General features: G+C 39.4%; 11 protein-coding genes. All 11 read right to left on the reverse strand.

Features of this window, described 5'->3' with window-relative positions; all coding sequences use genetic code 11:
* Positions 1-116 precede the first annotated feature (116 nt).
* On the reverse strand, positions 117-1,745 hold the full coding sequence (locus WAA20_RS11200) for an IS1182 family transposase (protein WP_073386038.1): 1,629 nt from the start codon (positions 1,743-1,745) through the stop codon (positions 117-119).
* 139 nt (positions 1,746-1,884) lie between these two features.
* The gene (locus WAA20_RS11205) at positions 1,885-3,474 is read right to left on the reverse strand and encodes an extracellular solute-binding protein (RefSeq protein ID WP_242951148.1); all 1,590 of its coding nucleotides are present in this window, start codon (positions 3,472-3,474) and stop codon (positions 1,885-1,887) included.
* A gap of 74 nt (positions 3,475-3,548) precedes the next feature.
* Positions 3,549-5,144 (reverse strand): response regulator, encoded by a 1,596-nt coding sequence (locus tag WAA20_RS11210; RefSeq protein ID WP_073386030.1) that lies wholly within the window; start codon positions 5,142-5,144, stop codon positions 3,549-3,551.
* Positions 5,145-5,294: 150 nt separating this feature from the next.
* A complete protein-coding gene (locus tag WAA20_RS11215) occupies positions 5,295-7,052 on the reverse strand; it encodes a histidine kinase (RefSeq protein ID WP_073386029.1) in 1,758 nt (585 codons plus the stop codon).
* A gap of 57 nt (positions 7,053-7,109) precedes the next feature.
* Positions 7,110-8,651 carry a family 43 glycosylhydrolase gene (locus WAA20_RS11220; RefSeq protein ID WP_338800994.1) on the reverse strand — a complete coding sequence of 514 codons (1,542 nt, stop codon included), beginning with the start codon at positions 8,649-8,651 and terminating at the stop codon, positions 7,110-7,112.
* Between the two features lie 149 nt (positions 8,652-8,800).
* Positions 8,801-11,230 carry an endo-1,4-beta-xylanase gene (locus WAA20_RS11225; protein WP_073386026.1) on the reverse strand — a complete coding sequence of 810 codons (2,430 nt, stop codon included), beginning with the start codon at positions 11,228-11,230 and terminating at the stop codon, positions 8,801-8,803.
* A gap of 103 nt (positions 11,231-11,333) precedes the next feature.
* Positions 11,334-13,040: a GDSL-type esterase/lipase family protein gene (locus WAA20_RS11230; RefSeq protein ID WP_073386024.1), complete on the reverse strand. Its 1,707-nt coding sequence runs from the start codon at positions 13,038-13,040 to the stop codon at positions 11,334-11,336.
* A gap of 153 nt (positions 13,041-13,193) precedes the next feature.
* Positions 13,194-15,302, reverse strand: a complete 2,109-nt coding sequence (locus WAA20_RS11235) for a glycoside hydrolase family 3 C-terminal domain-containing protein (RefSeq protein WP_073386023.1) — start codon at positions 15,300-15,302, stop codon at positions 13,194-13,196.
* A 712-nt stretch (positions 15,303-16,014) separates the two neighbouring features.
* Positions 16,015-16,989, reverse strand: coding sequence for a hypothetical protein (locus WAA20_RS11240; RefSeq protein WP_073386021.1), 975 nt, complete (start codon positions 16,987-16,989; stop codon positions 16,015-16,017).
* Between the two features lie 157 nt (positions 16,990-17,146).
* Positions 17,147-17,392 carry a DUF6171 family protein gene (locus tag WAA20_RS11245; protein ID WP_073386019.1) on the reverse strand — a complete coding sequence of 82 codons (246 nt, stop codon included), beginning with the start codon at positions 17,390-17,392 and terminating at the stop codon, positions 17,147-17,149.
* The gene (locus WAA20_RS11250; RefSeq protein WP_073386018.1) at positions 17,389-18,876 is read right to left on the reverse strand and encodes an alpha-L-arabinofuranosidase C-terminal domain-containing protein; all 1,488 of its coding nucleotides are present in this window, start codon (positions 18,874-18,876) and stop codon (positions 17,389-17,391) included. The genes WAA20_RS11245 and WAA20_RS11250 overlap by 4 nt, the downstream gene beginning before the upstream one ends.
* Positions 18,877-18,918 lie beyond the last annotated feature (42 nt).

The following is an 18,918-nucleotide window of genomic DNA, read 5'->3' on the forward strand; positions in this document are numbered from 1 at the left end:
CCTTAAAAACGGCTTTTTTACTATATATTTTTTATATACTCTATCTTTGGGTGTACTTTAATAAGCCGATTGAATTATCGACGCTGATACAAATTTTTTATTTTAAAATTCAAAATTTATGACACTTTTTTCAGTTCAAATAGATGTGTTCCGGTTCGCTCGGACATAATCTTATGGTGGAGTTTGTTGATGTCAAAAGCTATTGCCAAAAGTGTACTCTGTGCCAGAACATTCTCACTTCCTTTATAAAGGTATCGTCTGAAATTCATATCTTCTTTCACGTTTGCAAACGAACCTTCTGCTTGTATGCTACGGTTCATTCGTAGCTGTGTTCCATAATCACTAGTTATTCGTTCAAGACATTCTGCACGTTTTTCTTCCATTTTTCTTGATACAGAAAGAACCTTTTTCCTATCTTCAAATGGAGTTTTACAATTATTGCCTTTTATGCAGTCTTTCTTGAATGGGCATTCATGGCAACTTTCACACTCATATATTGTTACTTCACGTTGGTAATCGGTCGCTGTCTTTTGTTTTCTTTTGGATACAGCTAATAGCTTTTTTCCATTCTTGCAAGTATAACTGTCAGTTTCAGAATCATAGTCCATGTTTTCTCGTTTACTGATATCTTTTTTGAACTTTCTTGTTTTTGACAGTTCATAATTCTGTGGTTTTATATATCCGGTCTGATCGTTGTTTTCAATGAAAACATAATTCTCTTCACTTTCATAACCGGCATCAGCAACTATATTTTTATATTTGAAGGGAAGATGTTCTTCCATATCTTTTAGGAAAGGTATCAGAGTAAGAGTATCTGTTGGATTCGGGTAAATGCCGAGCCAGGTTACATATTCTGCATCAACACCATGCTGCAGGTTGTATGCAGGCTTAAGCTGACCATTAAGCATAGCGTCTTCTTTCATTCTCATGAAAGTGGCATCGTTATCCGTTTTAGAATAGCTATTTCGTCTGCCACATTTATAAAGCTTGTTTGTGTATTCTTTAAGCTTTTCTGTATATTCTTCAAGTTTTTCGATTGAGCGTTGAAGCATTGTTTTCCTTTTACCAATGCCATGTACAAACTCGATAGCCTCATCTTTTTTGATCTTGTAAAGCTTCTTTCTTAATCGTTTCAAAGTGCGAAGTGATATCTGGTCTTTATATACAACCTTAAAATCATAGAGTTCTTCGCATTCCGCACAGAACATACAGATTTTCTCTGCAAGTTTAGCCATGTTCTTGGTCACGGCTTTTTTCCATACAAAAGTATATTTGTTGGCAACAGATTCAATCTTTGTTCCATCGATAAATATATTCTCACCTGATATCTCTCCAAGATCCAGAAGTATAGTTCCAACCTGCGACATTACAGACTTTGAACATTGTGAGAGATGTAGGGAAATAAATCTTGCTAATGTAGAATGATCGGGTGCGGGTGCCCCTTCAAGAAGATACATGAAATTGATATCTCTTTTGCAGGATGATTCAATATCACGACTGGAATAGATTCTGTTCATTGCTGCATAGATAACAATCTTAAGCATCTGACGCGGTGAGGCCTGACTCTTTCTGATTCTGTCATAAGTCTCATAAAGATCAGAAAGATTCATCTCCTCCACAAATGCACTAACCAGGCGTACCGGATCATCAGATGGAATAGATATTTCTATGTCTAGCGGAAGTTTGATTTGATGATACAAGGAAGATACTGTATAATCTCCTTGTAAGATTTGGTTTAGTCGCATAAACATATTTTACAGCAAAAACCAGGCTTTTCGAAGCTTGGTTTTTGTGTTTTGGGCATAAAAAGGGAGCTGAGCACTAATTACTTAGTGCGACAGCCCCTTTTTTTATAAGGTGAGATGTTTGATCTGAGCATTTCTACTACTTACCAACTCTTCTGTCCAGTTCTTCCTGCATTTCATCAAGGAAATCCTGAGGGTTACAGCGTTTATAGGCTTTCATGTATTTTTTCCACATCGCTTCAAAGTCGTCAGACATTACAACCTGCGGCAGGTACTCGTGCTTGACCTGACCCATGAGATTCCAGGCAAGGCCTCCGCTGGTTGCATTGGTCATACTGTTGGAATATGAGAACATGGGGTACCAAGGGCCCGGGGATTCGTTGGTTCCAAGCATGTCTACATAGTTTCTAGCGCCGTAAGCAGACAGGCACTCTTTTACCTGTTCACTAAGACTGTCGTAATATTCTCCGGGCTGATCTGTAGGGAGGTTAGAGTTGATGCCATCATCACTCATACCGTTCCAGTGCGGAAAATATGCATAATTGCACATATGAGACAGCTTATATGATGTACTTACAAGGTTCATTCTCTGATCATTAGTTCTGTAGAACACACCGTCTTTATCTATTTCATAGTCTGTGCCAGAAACTCCCCAGAATCTTAGATTATGTATATCCTGATCCAAAAGGTCATTAACAAATGAAAGTGCACCATCTACGTCCTTGCAGCTTGTAGTAATGGCAAGTCCACTGGCAACATTCATAGAGCCTCCACAGTTATGCCACTGATTATGTATATCTTCTGATATCGTAATAGGAAGCGGCACATATTCACAGCCCTTATCTGCAAGTCCTGATTGGATCAGGCAGTCATGCACTGTATAAGCGAAGTCCCACCACTGGTCTACCATTCCAAGGACTCTTCCTGTAGATAACTTGGCAATATATTCATCATAAGTCTGTGTAAATGACTGAGGATCAACTATACCTTTATGAAACTCCTCATTAAGCTTTTTAAAATATGCCTTAGCAGTTGGAGTAGTATTATAATCTATAACTTTAAGAGTATCCGGATCTACGATAACAGATCCGTCATTGGGATATCCGTCCAGAAACTGCGGAGCATTCTCTAGGCAGAAATATCTCCAGTCTTCGCACAAAATAGTATATGGAATATTTTCAGATCCATCTTCCATGGTAGGATTGGCCTCATAATAAGCTTCAAGAAGGTCGAAATACTGATCCAGTGTTCTGACTTCCGGATATCCTGCCCACTTAAGAACTCTTGTCTGGATCCAGAAGGCTTCATCTTTATGTGTACAAGAGGTATCTTCTCCCTTTATATTATTGAACTGCGGGATCCAGTAGATATGCCCATCATCCTGCCTTAAAAGATCCCACTCCTCTTTGGAATAATAAGCCTTTATATTGGGATACTTGTCAATATAATCATCAAGAGGAACAAGTGCTCCTGCTTCATATAATATCCATGAAGAGTCTCCAGCATCAATAAAATCAGGATACTCTCCTGATGCTATATACATTGCAACAGCATCCTGAGCAGACTGACCATGAAGCCAGGTCTCTAATACCATAGTACCTGTCTTATCTGCTATGATATTCCTTATGTCATTGTCCTTACTAAGTTCTTCACCCGGCACTGCAAAAAAGGCTGAAAATATATTAATATCCTTTTTTACACCAAAGAAAAAACTGTTACCGCCTATCATCACTATCACCAAAATCACTATAATAGCTGATGATATCACTCTATTCCTATTCATATGATCTATATTCCTTGGACCTATACACTGCCTTTATCCTGTTTCCTGAATTTGGCAGGAGTACAACCCTTAAGTGCTATGAATTTGTTGACAAAATAATCTACATCTCTATATCCGACACTGCTTGCGATCTCATAGACCTTCATATCAGAATTCAAAAGAAGCTCTACTGCCTTCTCAAGTCTGTAATTGTTCAGATAGTCCTTGAAAGAACATCCATATTTTCTATGGAAGATCTGGCCCAGGTATGCACTGTTAATATAATACTTATCTCCGAGTCCTTTCAGGGTCAGGTTGCTCATATAATTATATTTGATCTCCCTTTCCACATCCGAAAGAGCGCCCTTACTGACGTTCTTACGAAGCTGAGAGAGATAATCAGCATATTCTAAGGCAAACTGCTTAAGGTGCTCTTTGCTGCCCCTTAGAACGCCATTTTCAAAGGTCTTCTCACTGATGATCCTGAGGATCTCTTCCTGATTGATATCATCATCCTGCTTGGCAGCAAGATTGATAAGCTGAAAAACTATATAATTGATATTGATATCAATAAAGGATCCTGCTCCTGACGCCATCATGTCTTCAAAGAGTTTTTCAATAGTCTCAAGTATCCTGTCTTTATTATTGTCTTCTACAGAGCGGATGAAATTATCAATTGAATCCTTTAAGATAAAAACTCTGTCATTATTATCTTTTATATCATTATCATCGTAATTGTAAATACTCTGTTTTTCTCTAAAACCCTTGAGATATCTGAGTCTGCAGGCTGTTCCGTATGATTTGGAGGTATTTTTAAGTCCCTTTACCTTTTTGCCTATAAATAAGATCACATTAACTCCTGCATAATCGCTCAGATAGTCATGGAGCTTATCAAAATACTCTTCTTCACTTATACCCATCTTGCCCGCAAGATCTCTTGTAAATATAAATCCTACATCAAATATCTTGTCATGACCCGAGGGATCAAGGACTGCATTGTACTCATTCTCTCCAAGAAAGACCTTTGCAGCCTCGTATATCTTCCTCTGCATCGTCAGTTTCTCAGAATCATCATCTTCTTCATCGATTTGATTGTTATCTTCAGCCTGAATCTCTATATACCTGATCTCATCATCATTCCTTATCTTATCAAGAACTCTTTCCAGGATCACATCATCGTATTTGCCCTTGATGACTCCTATAAGATTCCTCTCAAAATAGGCATCTTCCATCTCTTTACTTACAGGGATTTTATCTTCTGCATGATTCTCTTCTTTGACCTCCCTAAGGATCTCCAGAAGAGCATCTGCATCTACAGGCTTTAGAATATATCTCTTACAGTCATATTTGATAGCTGTCTGAGCATAAGAAAAGTCTGCAAAGCCGCTGCTTATGACAAAAGCTGCATCACTTACCTTACTGTCTCGTATCTCTTTGAGAAGATCAAGCCCCGTCATGACCGGCATCTTGATATCTGCCATGATAAGATCAACCTTGTTATTCTTAAGATACTCAAGAGCCTCCTTCCCATTGGAAAAAGAAGCTACGATATTATAACCTTCACTTTTCCAATCAATAAGAGCCTTGAGTCCCTGTACTATATGCGGTTCATCATCTACTATTATTGCCTTTAACATTATCCACCTGTACCTGTCTATGTTCTTATATCTTTTTCTTATGTCTTTTTCTTATGTCTTTTTCCCTATGTCTTTTTCCCTATGTCTTTAGAACCGACATCTATATTTTACGTCTGACTATTATTCTAAGGATCAGCTTACTATTATCTCCTATATCAGCTTCATTTTGATAGTAACTATAGTTCCGACAGCTTCTTCTGAAGATACTTCAAACTTTATCTTATCTTTAGAATACATCTTGAGCCTGAGGCAGGCATTGATGATGCCTACTCTGGTACCCTTTTTCAAAAGCTCTATACTTGCATTGTTCATCTTATCTACAAGCTGGCCAAGCTCTTCTTCATCCATTCCTATTCCGGTATCTTCTATCTCTATGTATAAACTGTCATTTTTGACATATGAACGTACGAATATCCAGCATTTGGATGCCTTGGGTTCAACTCCATGAATACAGGCATTTTCTACAAATGTAACTATCGATAGCTTAGGAATATCATAACCATATGCTTCATCTTCTATATCAATTGAATAGGATAGCCTGTCACCAAATCTATAGCTTTGAATATCCAGATAAGCTTTTACAAAGTTCATCTCATCTTTGATCTTGACTATATCAGAGTCCCATTCCACATACTGTCTCTGAATAACAGCAAGGTTCTCTATCATGCGGGCAGTCTCCTGCTCATGCTTGATGATGCTGTGCATCCTGATACTTTCAAGAGCGTTAAATAGAAAATGAGGATTGATCTGACTTTGAAGCGCAAGAAGCTCAGCTTTCTGCCTTGCCATGATGGATTCACTCTCTCTAAGCTGATGTTTATAGACTGTGTCTATAAGATAATTGATCCTTCTTGCCATAGTATTATAGTTCCTTGCAAGAAGTGATATCTCATCGCTTCCTTCTGTATCTGTTGCAAGCTCAAGATGTTCATCATTGTAGCCTTTAACGGTGTTACTAAGCCTTATGAGCCTATTGGTAAATATATTCTTTATAAAGATCATGCCAAGCAAAGGAAGTATAAAACTAAAGGCAACAAGTACAAGTACTATAAAAAAGTACTTATTAACAGCCCTTTTTATATAATTATCTCTTTTTAGGATATTGATCTTCATCCTGCAGCCATATATAGTGGTCTCGATGCTGTGATCAATATTCTTATCATCAGTTCTTATCCTGAACTCTTCATGGGAAGTATCTGAAAGATCACTGGATAGAACTATCCTGTCGCCTTCTACGACTTCAAAGCCAACACCTTCATTAACGCCTGAAATCTTCATAAGTTCATTGACAAGATAATCATAATTCAGCTCAAATACAAGGATTTTTTCTTTGGAAGGCCTTGGATAATAATCAAGAGCCTGTATCAGATATATATGCTTTCTATCTTCTATGTTGCTGGTCTCATCCTTATAATATCCGATCCACAAGAGCTTACTCTGACCGGAATTTTTAAAGTCTTTGTACCAGTCGGTATTCTCTATCACTTTGATATTCTGAATACCGCCGCCGCCAACAAGTGTTTTGTTATCTGCATAGAAGTTGAATTTGCAATGTTCAAGACTTGCAAGATCCCAAAGGGTAGAATTCTTTCTGAAATTGTTATAAGCAAGGTAATAGTCATATTCTGAAGCATATCTGGTATTAAGGAAATCATATATACCACTGCTTATATAGACAGATTTGGCGATCTCATCGACCGTGCCAAAATCCGATTCAAGTATAAACGCAATCGAAGAGGCAACGCCTTCATCAAGGCCCTGCCTCTCCTTTTTTTCAGCATTAAATATAATACCTGCGATTATTTCATCTGCGACAAATAAAGGTATTATAATGCACACAAGATAAAACAATATGATCTTTTGTTTTATGCCCATTGAATAGAGCTTTTTGATAATGCCGTTGTTCATTCACATTAAACATCACAGGTCATGTTCTGACCAAAAGACAAAACTGCTGCAGCAGTCTTAATCTTCAGCTTCATATTCAAAATCGTTAAATACTGCCTTACCACCTGGCTGCTTGGTAGCAAAATTAAAGAGTCCAAATCTGCATCCGGTAAAATGATCAAGGCCGAAATAAAGCTTATGACTTACCCCTGTATCAATCATTCCGTCGCCAGCATCATAATAAAAATATGCAGTATCCTTACCACCGGTAAAATCAGCACAGATCTTCAGCTTAACGACGTCTGTATTTATTATACGCGAAAATACGACATTACCGGGCATATAATCAATTCTTTTGTCAAATCTGTCAACTTCCTCTTTCTTCCTGACCATAACAACAAGCTCTTTCTGGAAGGACTGATTTCTGACACCCACAAGACCATAGCATCCCTGCATAGCGCAGATTCCTGCTACATCTCCGTCTTTAATACCACTTACATCGATAGTTACTGTAGCAGAGCATTTTGGCATCATCATGCGCTGTGTAAGCATATTCCTTGCATGAACAAGATTTGTGGCAATCTTGGTATTCTTGATCTCAAGACCGCCTTCATGCTTGATCTTCCAGCCTGAATCACAAGGAAGATGATTCCACTGCCACTGCATTTTAAGACCAGGATGAGAGGTCATGGTTACATCGTATTTAAAATCGTCCGAAGTATATAGTTTATCATATTTATGGTCTTTAGCCAAATTCTGCTTTTCAAGGAACTTTTTGATGTTCTTCTCAGAAGGTATCTTAAGATCATCACTTACATATGGGAAGCCGTCTTTGAAAGTAAGAGGAACTATCACAGGTACTCTTCCTACAGCTCCGCAGTCCTGGAACAGATATGCAACCCATTTTCCGTCAGGAGTATCAACGATTCCGCCTTGGGCTACGCCTCTTCCGGGATTGCCGATATCATCGATCACAAGGTCTCTTCTTTCGAATTCGCCGTTTAGATCGCTTGCTCTGTATACGACCTGTGTTCTCATTCCGGCGCTCTTGGGCCAATGTATCAGGAAGATATAGTAATAACCGTCAATCTTGTAGATATGAGAGCCTTCATATCTAAGGTATACATCATCTGTATCCCTTATTATGATCTTGGAAAGGCCTCCTTCTTTGATAGCAGAAAGGTCAGGCTCAAGCTCTGTGATCCAGATATCTCCATTGCCATAAGTTACATATACCCTTCCGTCATCGTCAAAAAGAAGTGATAAGTCATGGAAGAAACCGTCCATATAGTGTTTCTCCCACTTGCCCTTTTCAATATCGTCTGTGGTAAAAAAGTATGTCTTTTTGATATCAACAGATGAAAAAGCTATATAATATATTCCGTTATGGAATCTGAGGGTCGGAGCCCACATTCCATGTCCGTATATGCTTTCTTCTCTCTCGAGGTTCTCAGCAGAGCTATCCTCCAGTTTGTCAAAAACATAATTAACTATCTCCCAGTTCACAAGATCATAAGATCTTAAAATAGCGCATCCCGGGAAAAAATACATAGTTGTGCTCACCATATAATAAGCATTACCAACTCTTATAACATCCGGATCCGGATAATCAGTTTTCATAATAGGATTCAAACTCTGCATCGGTCTATTCCTCGTAATAATTTTCTATATTTTTCTCAAGATTTTTTCTCAAGATATATTTACAAAAAGATCATATGAAGATCCAAATACTAAAGCTCATATAATGAAGCTGTATCATATGCATTACTTCAAGATTCGTAATCTTCTATTATTGCATAGTAGGCATCTTTTTTCTGCATGTCCTTATCAAACAGAAGCGGATTCTCTCCAGTTCTCCAGGTATGAGCATCATCTATGCCCCATACTGTGATACTTGTGATATTGTATCCCTGGTTCTTAAGTTCAAGCATGCCTGTAAAATATGCCTTATAAAGATCAGCCTGTTTCTGATATTCAGCAGCTGTGTCTGACTTAACACCTATATCAAGCTCTGTTCCCTGTACTTCATATCCTGCTTCAAGGAATGATTTTGCTGTTTCAAGGAACTTATCAATATCATCACTTGTTGAAAGATGTGACTGCATTCCGATTCCATCGATCCAGCCTTTTTCCTTAATTTCAGACAGATTCTCAAGTATCAGGTCACCCTTCCACATACATGAATAGTCATTGTAGAAAAGAGTCATCTCATCAGATGCATATTTGTTAGCATATTCAAAAGCTCTGACATAATAATCAGGTCCAACAACTTCATACCAGAGGTTGTTCTTCTGTCTGATTCCGTTCTCATCGCCATCGCCAACATCGAATGCTTCGTTGACAACATCTACTGCATAGATAAGTCCGGGATGCTCTTCTTCAAAGTATGTGAGAACTGACTTAATATAGCTCTCCATTCTCTTGAGCATTGTCTCTCTGTCAACAAGTTCGCCATCGTCTGTGTAGTCCTCAGTAAAGAACCATCTTGGAGTCTGACTGTGCCATACAAGTGTATGAAGTCTCATCTGAATGCCATTCTCTTCGCAGTACTCAATACTTGGCTGGCAGTTATCAAAATGTACAGCCGGCTCATAATATGAATCCGGAAGACCTTTTGCAGATGCATCCTTATCAAGGAGTGATTCAGGTTTCATCTCGTTTTCACAAGTGATACTGTTGAAGTTATCCTTAACTGCAGCATCAAAAGCTGTCATATTGTTAAATACGTTGTTTGGAAGAGCAACACCGAGTTTAAATGCATCAGCATATACATCAAGCATTGTCGTTCCGGCAAGCTCTGAAGCCGCAGCCTTTGCACTTCTGTCCTGGGTATATGTCATCTCTTCGTCTGAGTATGCAAGTGCAAGGATCGTGAACTTCTTATCTTCACTGCCCTCTGCCATCTTGATCTCAAGCTTATGTGAAGCAACTTCAGTATCTTCAAAAACGATCTCTACATTGTTATTGTTCCAGCCATCAGCTCTATTAGCATCGATGGTAGCCATAAGCTCACCATCTACATATACTTCTGCTTCCCCGTATTCTGAATTATTAGCTGCTTTATAGTCAAGAAGGATATTCTTACAGTTAACTTCCATAACAAACGGATCATTGCCGCTAACATCATGTGACCAGTTGTCAGGGAATGTAACTTCATCACATCTTACTGACTGATGCACCTCTGTATCAGTCAGAGTAAAGCTTCCTGTACTAACCTTTGCCCCATTTGAATCCTTGCTTGTAACAAGCTTCATATTGAGGAAATCAGGTGAATAGTAGTATGTTTCAGGAACAGGAGCAATCTTGGAAGTAGCAGTACCTGTCTTTACTTTCTTGTCGATCTCATCGATGAGATTCATCATGGTATCAGCCATGATCTTGTGACCAAGAGCTGTTGGATGATATTCATCGCTGAAATACAGAGCATCAGAAAGATCTCCTGACTCAAATGCTGCTGCAGTACCGTCTTTAACGCTTACCATAGGAAGTCCGTACAGATTACCTACAGGAATGTAGAGATCTTCGAGATTCCACTTGGTCTTAAAGACAGCGAACATAAGCATCACTGCTGTCTTATCATCCTGCTCCAGGATCTGTCTTACAAGACTTTCATATGCTCTTCCTTCTGTAGGCTCCTGATAATCATTAACAGCAAACTCTACAACTACAAGATCAGGTGTTTCGCTGCAATTAGCTGTAACATCTTTGTCATAGCGCATGATGCCAAGAGCTGAAGGTGTTCCGCCAACGCCGGCATTTACATATTCTATCTCTGCATCAGGATACTTTTCCTCAAGCATTGTAATGAACTGATCACAGTAAGACTTGGTAACATCTTTAACTCCGCCGCCCTCTGTGATAGAACCGCCGATCATTGCAATGGTAACCTTTTCGCCATCACGAAGCTTTCTTACAACATTCTCCAGCCTTCCATTTGTACCGGTCGAAAGAAGACCTGCTTCTATTGCTTCCTGGTACCATTCCTGTTCATAGATGTTAGTACTTCCAGATGTCTGCGTGGAAGCTGCTGCACTGGAGTCTGAAGCTTCAGTTGAAGCATCCGTAGTAGCTTGTGTTGATGCTTCCTGTGAGCTTTCTCCCTGAGCCGAAGATGCTGCGCCGCTGTCATTTGCAGCGCTGCATCCGGCTATACATACCATATTTATAGCAAGTAATAACCCAACTATTCTTTTTTTCATTTCGTAACCCTACCTGTTATGTTTTTTACCCGAATAAAATACCCTATTATCAGTCAGATAATGGAAAATCCCCAACTTAGAACGTCTTATCTTTAGAAATGATTTATCTTACGACACCAAATCCAAGAATCGTGAAGCTCTTTTCTTCGCTTCCCTTAGCCATCCTGACTTCGACTTTTCTCTTCTTACACTCCTTATCATTAAGGATGATAAGCGGATTACAATGTACCCAACCGATATCCAAAGGATTGATACTTCTTACAAATTCTCCGTCAACATAAACTTCAGCAACGCCTTCAAGAGGGCTTCCTGAATCCTTGTTGATGATAAGAAGACGCTTTGCTTCAATCTCCATGGTAAAAGGCTTTGTAAATGAACCATGCTTTTTAGCATCAAATCTCCAGTTATTTGGAAATTCAGGAGTTCCCTTAATATCCATGTTCATTTCAACTGCCTGAAGTTCTGTATCTGTGCTGTCGAAATCGCCCGCATCGATAACAGCTTCAACTGGCATGTCTTTTTTATCAAGAAGGACTACTGTGTCAAAGTCTGTACCAATAGGTGATACAACCTTGTCAAAGTCAGTGTCTTCATCGCTCTTACTTACTACCAGATCCTTCATCACCTGTTCAAGGCACATAGCCATGACGCTGTGACCTGTGTTGGTCGGATGGAATACATCGTAGAAGTACTGAGCCTTGGTAATGAGTCTTCCTGTATCCTTGGTCTTATAGAACTGGTCTGTTACGCACTTTTTAAGGCTGACCATAGGAAGATTATAAGCTCTTCCTACAGGTGAAAGTCTCTCCTCAAGGTTATAATCATTAGCAAATACGGAGAAAAGAACTATAACTGCTGGTTTGCTTACGCCATTCCAGATCTTTCTTATAAGGCTTTCAAAGCATACGCCCTTAGTCTCATCACCTTCATCGTTAACAGCAAACTCAACGATGACAATATCAGGTTCTACCTGACCATCACGCCTTACATCTCTGTCATAACGGATCATTCCAAGCTCTGAAGGAGTACCGCCAACTCCGGCTTTTACATAGTGGATATTTTCATCCTTTCCTGTGAGCTTCTTGAAAGCTTCATAGGTCTTGTAAGCATAGCACTCTGTGTTGATCGGAACAGCGCCTGCGCCCTGTGTGATAGAACCTCCGATAAAAGCGATCGTTGTATCTTCGCCGCGCTTTGCCTTTTCAACTGCCTTATTAAATCTATAAGAGTTACCAACCTGGACTACGCTGTCCTTAACATGGACTGCGAATTCTTTGCTTGTAAGATCAGCAGGTGTATCCTCTTCCTGAGGTGGAGCATCAAAGCCATCATTAAGATAAAGCTTAACTGTTACATTAGCTGTAAATTCGTTTGCGCCATATTCAAAGCGAAGCTGTCCAACTTCCTTATCTTCATCAGTAAGATCAATGGCAGACAGATCAAGAAGGTGCTCTGAGCCGTTACATTCTACAGGCATCTCGAGAAGCGTTCCACCGCCAAGAAGATCATTTTTACCATAGAACTGGAATACGAACTTACATTCTGTATCTTTATCACATCCATCAACTATAACGCCTATGCTGTGAACGAGCTTTTTAAAGCCTTCCGCAGTCTTAAGCATATCTATAAGATTTTCATCAGAAAGATTTCCAACGAACTTACTTGCTTCAATAAGTCTTCCACCATCAAGATAGATAGGAGTAATACCCTTTCCATCAGGAAGAGGGAACGCAAATACGTTCTTGTCTTTCATCAGATAAAAAAACTGTCTCTTTTTCTCCGGATCTCTTGGAGCAACCGGTCCACGCATGTCTAATTCCTCTTTTCATTAAGGCATATTGCCCCGGCTGGTCTTAAAACTTATGCCAAGACAATATGCCAATTTTTTAAGATCTTAAATTCATAAAGAATGCATTAAATGTGCATTTATTATTATTTTTGATTTAACATCCGCTTAACGTCATTAAAATTCGATTTCTACGTGAGCAGCCCTTTCACCAGTAAGAGCTTCACTTCTGGAGTCAGGGCCAGCGAATCCTACGTAGATATCAGCCTTAGATCCCTCGAATACTCTCTCGCCTTCTTCGTTAACAACTGAAAGTGCGCTCTTCGGAACAATAAACTTAACTGTCTTAGTTTCGCCCTTAGAAAGCTCAAGTCTTTCGAAGTCAACAAGGTGAGCGTTAGGAACTTCAAGAGCTGAATCAGCGACCTTAAGGTAAAGCTGAAGAACATCGCTTACGTCAGCATCTCCTGTGTTAGCAACTACTGCCTCAACCTCTGCATCACCATCTGCAAATGTCTTTGTAACCTTAAGCTCCTTAACAGCAGTCTTTGAATATGTAAGACCATATCCGAATGGGAAAAGAACCTTATCGTCATCTTCGATGAATCTGTATGTTCTACCCTTCATGCTGTAGTCTGTGAACTCAGGAAGGTCTTCAAGTGAGTTATAAATTGTAACAGGGAGCTTACCTGAAGGAGACTTCTCACCAAAGAGGATCTTGGCAATGCTTCTTCCGCCCTGTCCGCCCGGGTACCATGTCTGAAGAACAGCTGCGCAGTTCTCGTTAGCAAATCTAAGATCCATAGCGCTTCCTGTCATAACAAGAAGAATGATAGGCTTACCTGTCTTAACAAGTGCATCGAAAAGTACTTCCTGGCTCTCAGGGAACTCAAGTGTATTCTTATCACCTGATGCATAGGAGTTACCTGTATCTCCCTCTTCACCTTCAAGTGTCTCATCAAGACCAAGGCAAAGGATTGTAAGATCAGTATTTTCTGCAGCGATAACTGCTTCTGTAACTCTGTCGTTAACCTTAGCAAGGTTCTCTTCCTTGTCCATGAACAGGTGAGATCCCTTAGCGTAATGTACGCTGATGTCATCTCCTGCTTCGTCCATGATTCCTTCAAGAACAGTTACGTGTCTTCCAGGTGTTCCATGATAGTTACCAATAAGAGCAGCTCTTGAATCAGCATTAGGACCGATAACAGCAATGCTCTTGATTTCTTTCTTGTTAAGAGGAAGGATTCCATCATTCTTAAGAAGAACAACACTTTCAAGTGCAGCCTTATCAGCAAGCTGTCTGTGCTCCTTAGTATCGATATCCTTGAATCCAAGACCATCCCACTCGTTTTCTTCGAACATTCCAAGCATGAAACGTGTTGTGAAAAGTCTTACGCAGGACTCTCTTACTGTCTTTTCATCGATAAGACCTTTTCTCTTAGCAGAAAGGATCTTCTGGTATGTGCATCCGCAGTTAACATCGCAGCCGGCTTCAAGTGCAAGCTTAACACTTCTTTCAGGAGTCTTAGTAACCATGTGATTCTCATGGAAGTCTCTGATAGCCCAGCAGTCAGATACATAGTGACCCTTGAAGCCCCACTTGCCACGAAGGACATCCTTCATGAGGTAGTTGTGACCGCAGCATGGCTCGCCGTTTGTTCTGTTGTAAGCGCCCATAACAGCTTCAACTTCGCCTTCCTTAACACATGCTTCAAAAGCAGGAAGATATGTCTCATACATCTCCTTAAGGCTTACTTTGGCATCAAATGAATGACGAAGTGCCTCAGGACCTGAATGAACCGCAAAGTGCTTAGCACAGGCTGCAGCAAGCATAGTCTTGGACTTGCCCTGAATACCTTTAATGAAAGGAACTGCCATCTTGGAGATATGTGTAGGATCTTCTCCGTATGTCTCCTGGCCTCTTCCCCAACGAGGATCTCTGAAGAGGTTTACGTTAGGTGACCAGATTGTAAGTCCCTTGTAAATATCTCTGTCGCCTCTCTTTGATGATTCGTTATATCTTGCTCTTGCCTCTACACCGATGCAGTTACCGATCTCTTCCATAAGCTCTTTATCGAAAGTAGCTCCAAGACCGATTGACTGTGGGAATACAGTAGCGGTTCCACTACGAGCAAGACCGTGCAGTCCCTCGTTCCACCAGTTATATTCCGGAACTCCCAGTCTCTCGATTGCAGGGGAATCATAACGAAGCTGAGATGCCATCTCTTCGAAGGTCATCTTCTTTACAAGATCTTCTGCTTTTTTTCTTGCTTCTTCTCTGTTCATTAATTAGTACCTCTCATCTTATTAACAGCTATAAATAGCTTCTGAAAATTCATGTATATAGGGTTGCCCTAGGTTTTGCCGATTCCTGGGGCTAGCAGTTTATAAAGGATTTTTGAGTCTCTCGAGTATTACAATTCAAGGCATGATATCTGGATTTTTATATTCTTGGATCCAAACTCGCTTCGCTCAGACATGTGGATCCAAAACAGAATATAAAAATCCATCTATCAGGCTCTTGAATTTAGTAATACTCTCAAAGACTCAAAAATCCTTTATAAACTGCCATCCCCAGGAATCCCCAAAGTTTAGGCAATTCTTATATGTATGATTTTCAGTTTATTATAGCTTTATTCTTGATTTGCTATTAATGCACAGGTTATACCATCTACACCTGTAACATGATATTTAGAATTATATTTATTAATTGCATAGGCTTCTATTCAGATATACACAATTACTTCTCATATATTGCGATATAAAAGCGAAAACTCTTCCCTATGATAAAAAACGCAAAAGCGAGCATCATCTATCGTAAAACGACAGATGATGCTCGCTTTTATTCCGTTTAGTATCTGACTGCTTGAGCGCAAACGAGTTTTCATACCCCGGATTATAAAAGTTTCTGATATCATGCCTTGAATTTCAATTACTTTTCGACTCAAAAATCTTTTATATATTGCCACTCACAGGACACCGTCAGCATCTCTACTGGTTACTGCACTGATTCGACAGCTTTATTATCTAAGCCAGTTTTGAGGCTACCTGCATAATTAATTCCAAGCCCAATAAAAAATAATATCAGCGAAATATTAAAAAACCAACCTGTAGACTTGTCAATATAAAAATTAACTTCATCAATTACAAATGCACTTCTATCACTTACACTATTTTCTAATATTTCATAGTAAATAGGGGCAAGAAAATAATCAGCTCGAACAACTATTGTTGTAAGAATCGAGATCAGAACTGCAAACAAGCCTTCCTTTTTGGAAATCCTATTAGCTAAAATAGTCATAACAAATATTACCAGCAGGCAAATCTGTATTGTACTATCCAAAAGACCATACACAGGCCATGACTCGATTTCTTCCACCTTGCCAACACCAATTTTTGTAGCAATCCCTTTTTGATCAAAATTCATGACAATCTTAAACAATGTTATAAAAAGCATCAGTACAGCGGAAATCTTAATGGATACTCCTTTGAACTTATCTTTAACTTCACATCTGCCACCAATGATCATTCCAATAGCTAAAAAGAAAAAGGCCACAGACAACACAATCGGTAATCTAGTATAAGTATACGAATAGCTATTCAATCTGCCATATGATGTCCAAAAATCAAAGTTAGCTATCAGCCAGTAATCATGAGGTATAAAAAAATCACCTGAATGTAAAATAAAAATTAGGCCAAATAAAATAGCAAATATGACCGCAAAACCAATATTAGGTTTTTTCATTATAGTTATCCCAACAAAAGCCACAAAAGACAAGGCAAGCATAAGAATAGGCGCACCTGAAATATAATAAAAATAATATCCAATTTTATAAACGTCTGTTCCATACTTACTAAGTATTAATGCTTGATTTTGTCCGATATAAGAATTAATTACAAAGACAACAATCTGAGATAATAACGCAACAAAACTAAGCCACTTAGCTTTTTTCATAAAAACACTTTTTTCCATACCTAAAAAATCTCCTTTAAAACTTTAATTTTTCTCCCCAAACTGAATATCCCCAGTATATTTATGTACAAATCATTATTTTATCCCCATAAAAAATGACCTTGTAACTTATAAGTTTTGAATCACAAATTCAAAGATGCAGTATTGTAACCAACCGTTACCACCTTTTTACCGGGCATCTTGAATCAATCTTCAATGCACGAATCTCCACATAGCAGCCGCATTTAAGGCAGGTGGCTTCAAGAAGGCTGTCGCACTCCCTGCAAATTTCAAGACGCTCCTTATACTTTTGATCTGAAGCTTTCTCATTATCAGCAAGAAGCGCACGTGTTCTTTGCACGTGCGCATAGATATCTTCTTTGCCTGCAAGTTCGTATAGAAAGCATCTCTTGCATTTATTCATGAAAGTTCAACCTCAAATGAACATACGCTGTTCTTAGGAAGTGTTGCGCTAAAGCTGTTTCCATCAGCAGAAAGCTGCGCTTTTACTTCAGTAATGCCAACAACATCAGGATTTTCAAATGTATTGTGATCGTTCATATCACCTGTTACACATCTGCCTGATACGCTGCTGCCCTTAAGGCCAGATAACATAACGTTAACATCAGCAGTTTCGCTTTCAGAAAGATTTACAACTGTAACTAAAGCTTTGCCATCCTTTTCACTAGCTGATACATGGAGACGGGGAACCTTATACTCTTCTTCGTCATTTAATATGTCAGAATCAACATAGCTCTCAAGGTGTTTAGCATTCATATGCTTTTTATACAGATCGTATACATGATATGTGGGTGTAAGTACCATCTTTTCACCCTCAGTAAGGATCATAGCCTGTAATACGTTGATCATCTGGGCGATGTTGGTCATTACGACTGTATCGCAGTGATTGTTGAAGATATTAAGATTGATAGCAGCAAGAACAGCATCTCTGATAGTGTTCTGCTGATATAAGAATCCAGGGTTTGTTCCGTCTTCAACATCAAACCATGTGCCCCATTCGTCAACGATAAGACCGATCTTGTGATCCCCTCTCTCATACTGTTTGATGATGTTGCTGTGATTATTTACCATTGTTTCCATGGAAAGGGTGTTGTGAAGAAGGCGATAATACTCATCCTTGGTGAAGCCTGTAGCCTTACCCTTATTATTCCATTCATAGGTTACTGTATAGTTATGGAATGTGATAGCATCGATCATATGGCCGGCACGTTCGCATACGGTCTTGGTCCAGTGATAATCAGCTCCGTTACTTCCTGATGCGATCTTATAGATTGGATGATCGTTATCATAATTTCTCATATATGTTGAGAATTTTCTTGTTTCATCAGAATAGTATTCGGCGTTCATATTGCCGCCGCAGCCCCAGGCTTCATTACCGATTCCCCAGTATTTTACATTCCAGGGCTCCTGTCTTCCGTTTTCACGTCTAAGGTTAGCCATTGGAGATATACCGCCCATGTTGCAGTATTCGATCCAGTCAGAAAGTTCCTGAACTGTACCGCTTCCAACATTACCGGAGAAGTAAACGTCACATCCAAGCTGCTCAGCAAATTCCATAAACTCATGGGTTCCAAAAGAGTTATCTTCTGTAACTCCGCCCCAGTTTGTATTTACGATAGTTTTCCTCTGATCTTTAGGACCGATTCCGTCCTTCCAGTGATAAGTATCTGCAAAGCATCCACCGGGCCAGCGTACAACCGGAACCTCGATGTTCTTAAGTGCTTTCATCACATCGCATCTGATACCATTTACGTTAGGAATATTATCTTCATCCTTAACATAAATGCCTTCGTATACGCAGCGCCCAAGATGCTCTGTGAACTGTCCGTAGATATTTTTATTGATGGTACCCTTACTAACTTTGCCATTAACTATAATGTTATTCATATGTTCCCCCTGAAGGTATTAGTCATCTCAATCCATCTTACT

This window comes from Butyrivibrio fibrisolvens (assembly GCF_037113525.1).
Taxonomy (GTDB): Bacteria; Bacillota; Clostridia; order Lachnospirales; family Lachnospiraceae; genus Butyrivibrio; species Butyrivibrio fibrisolvens.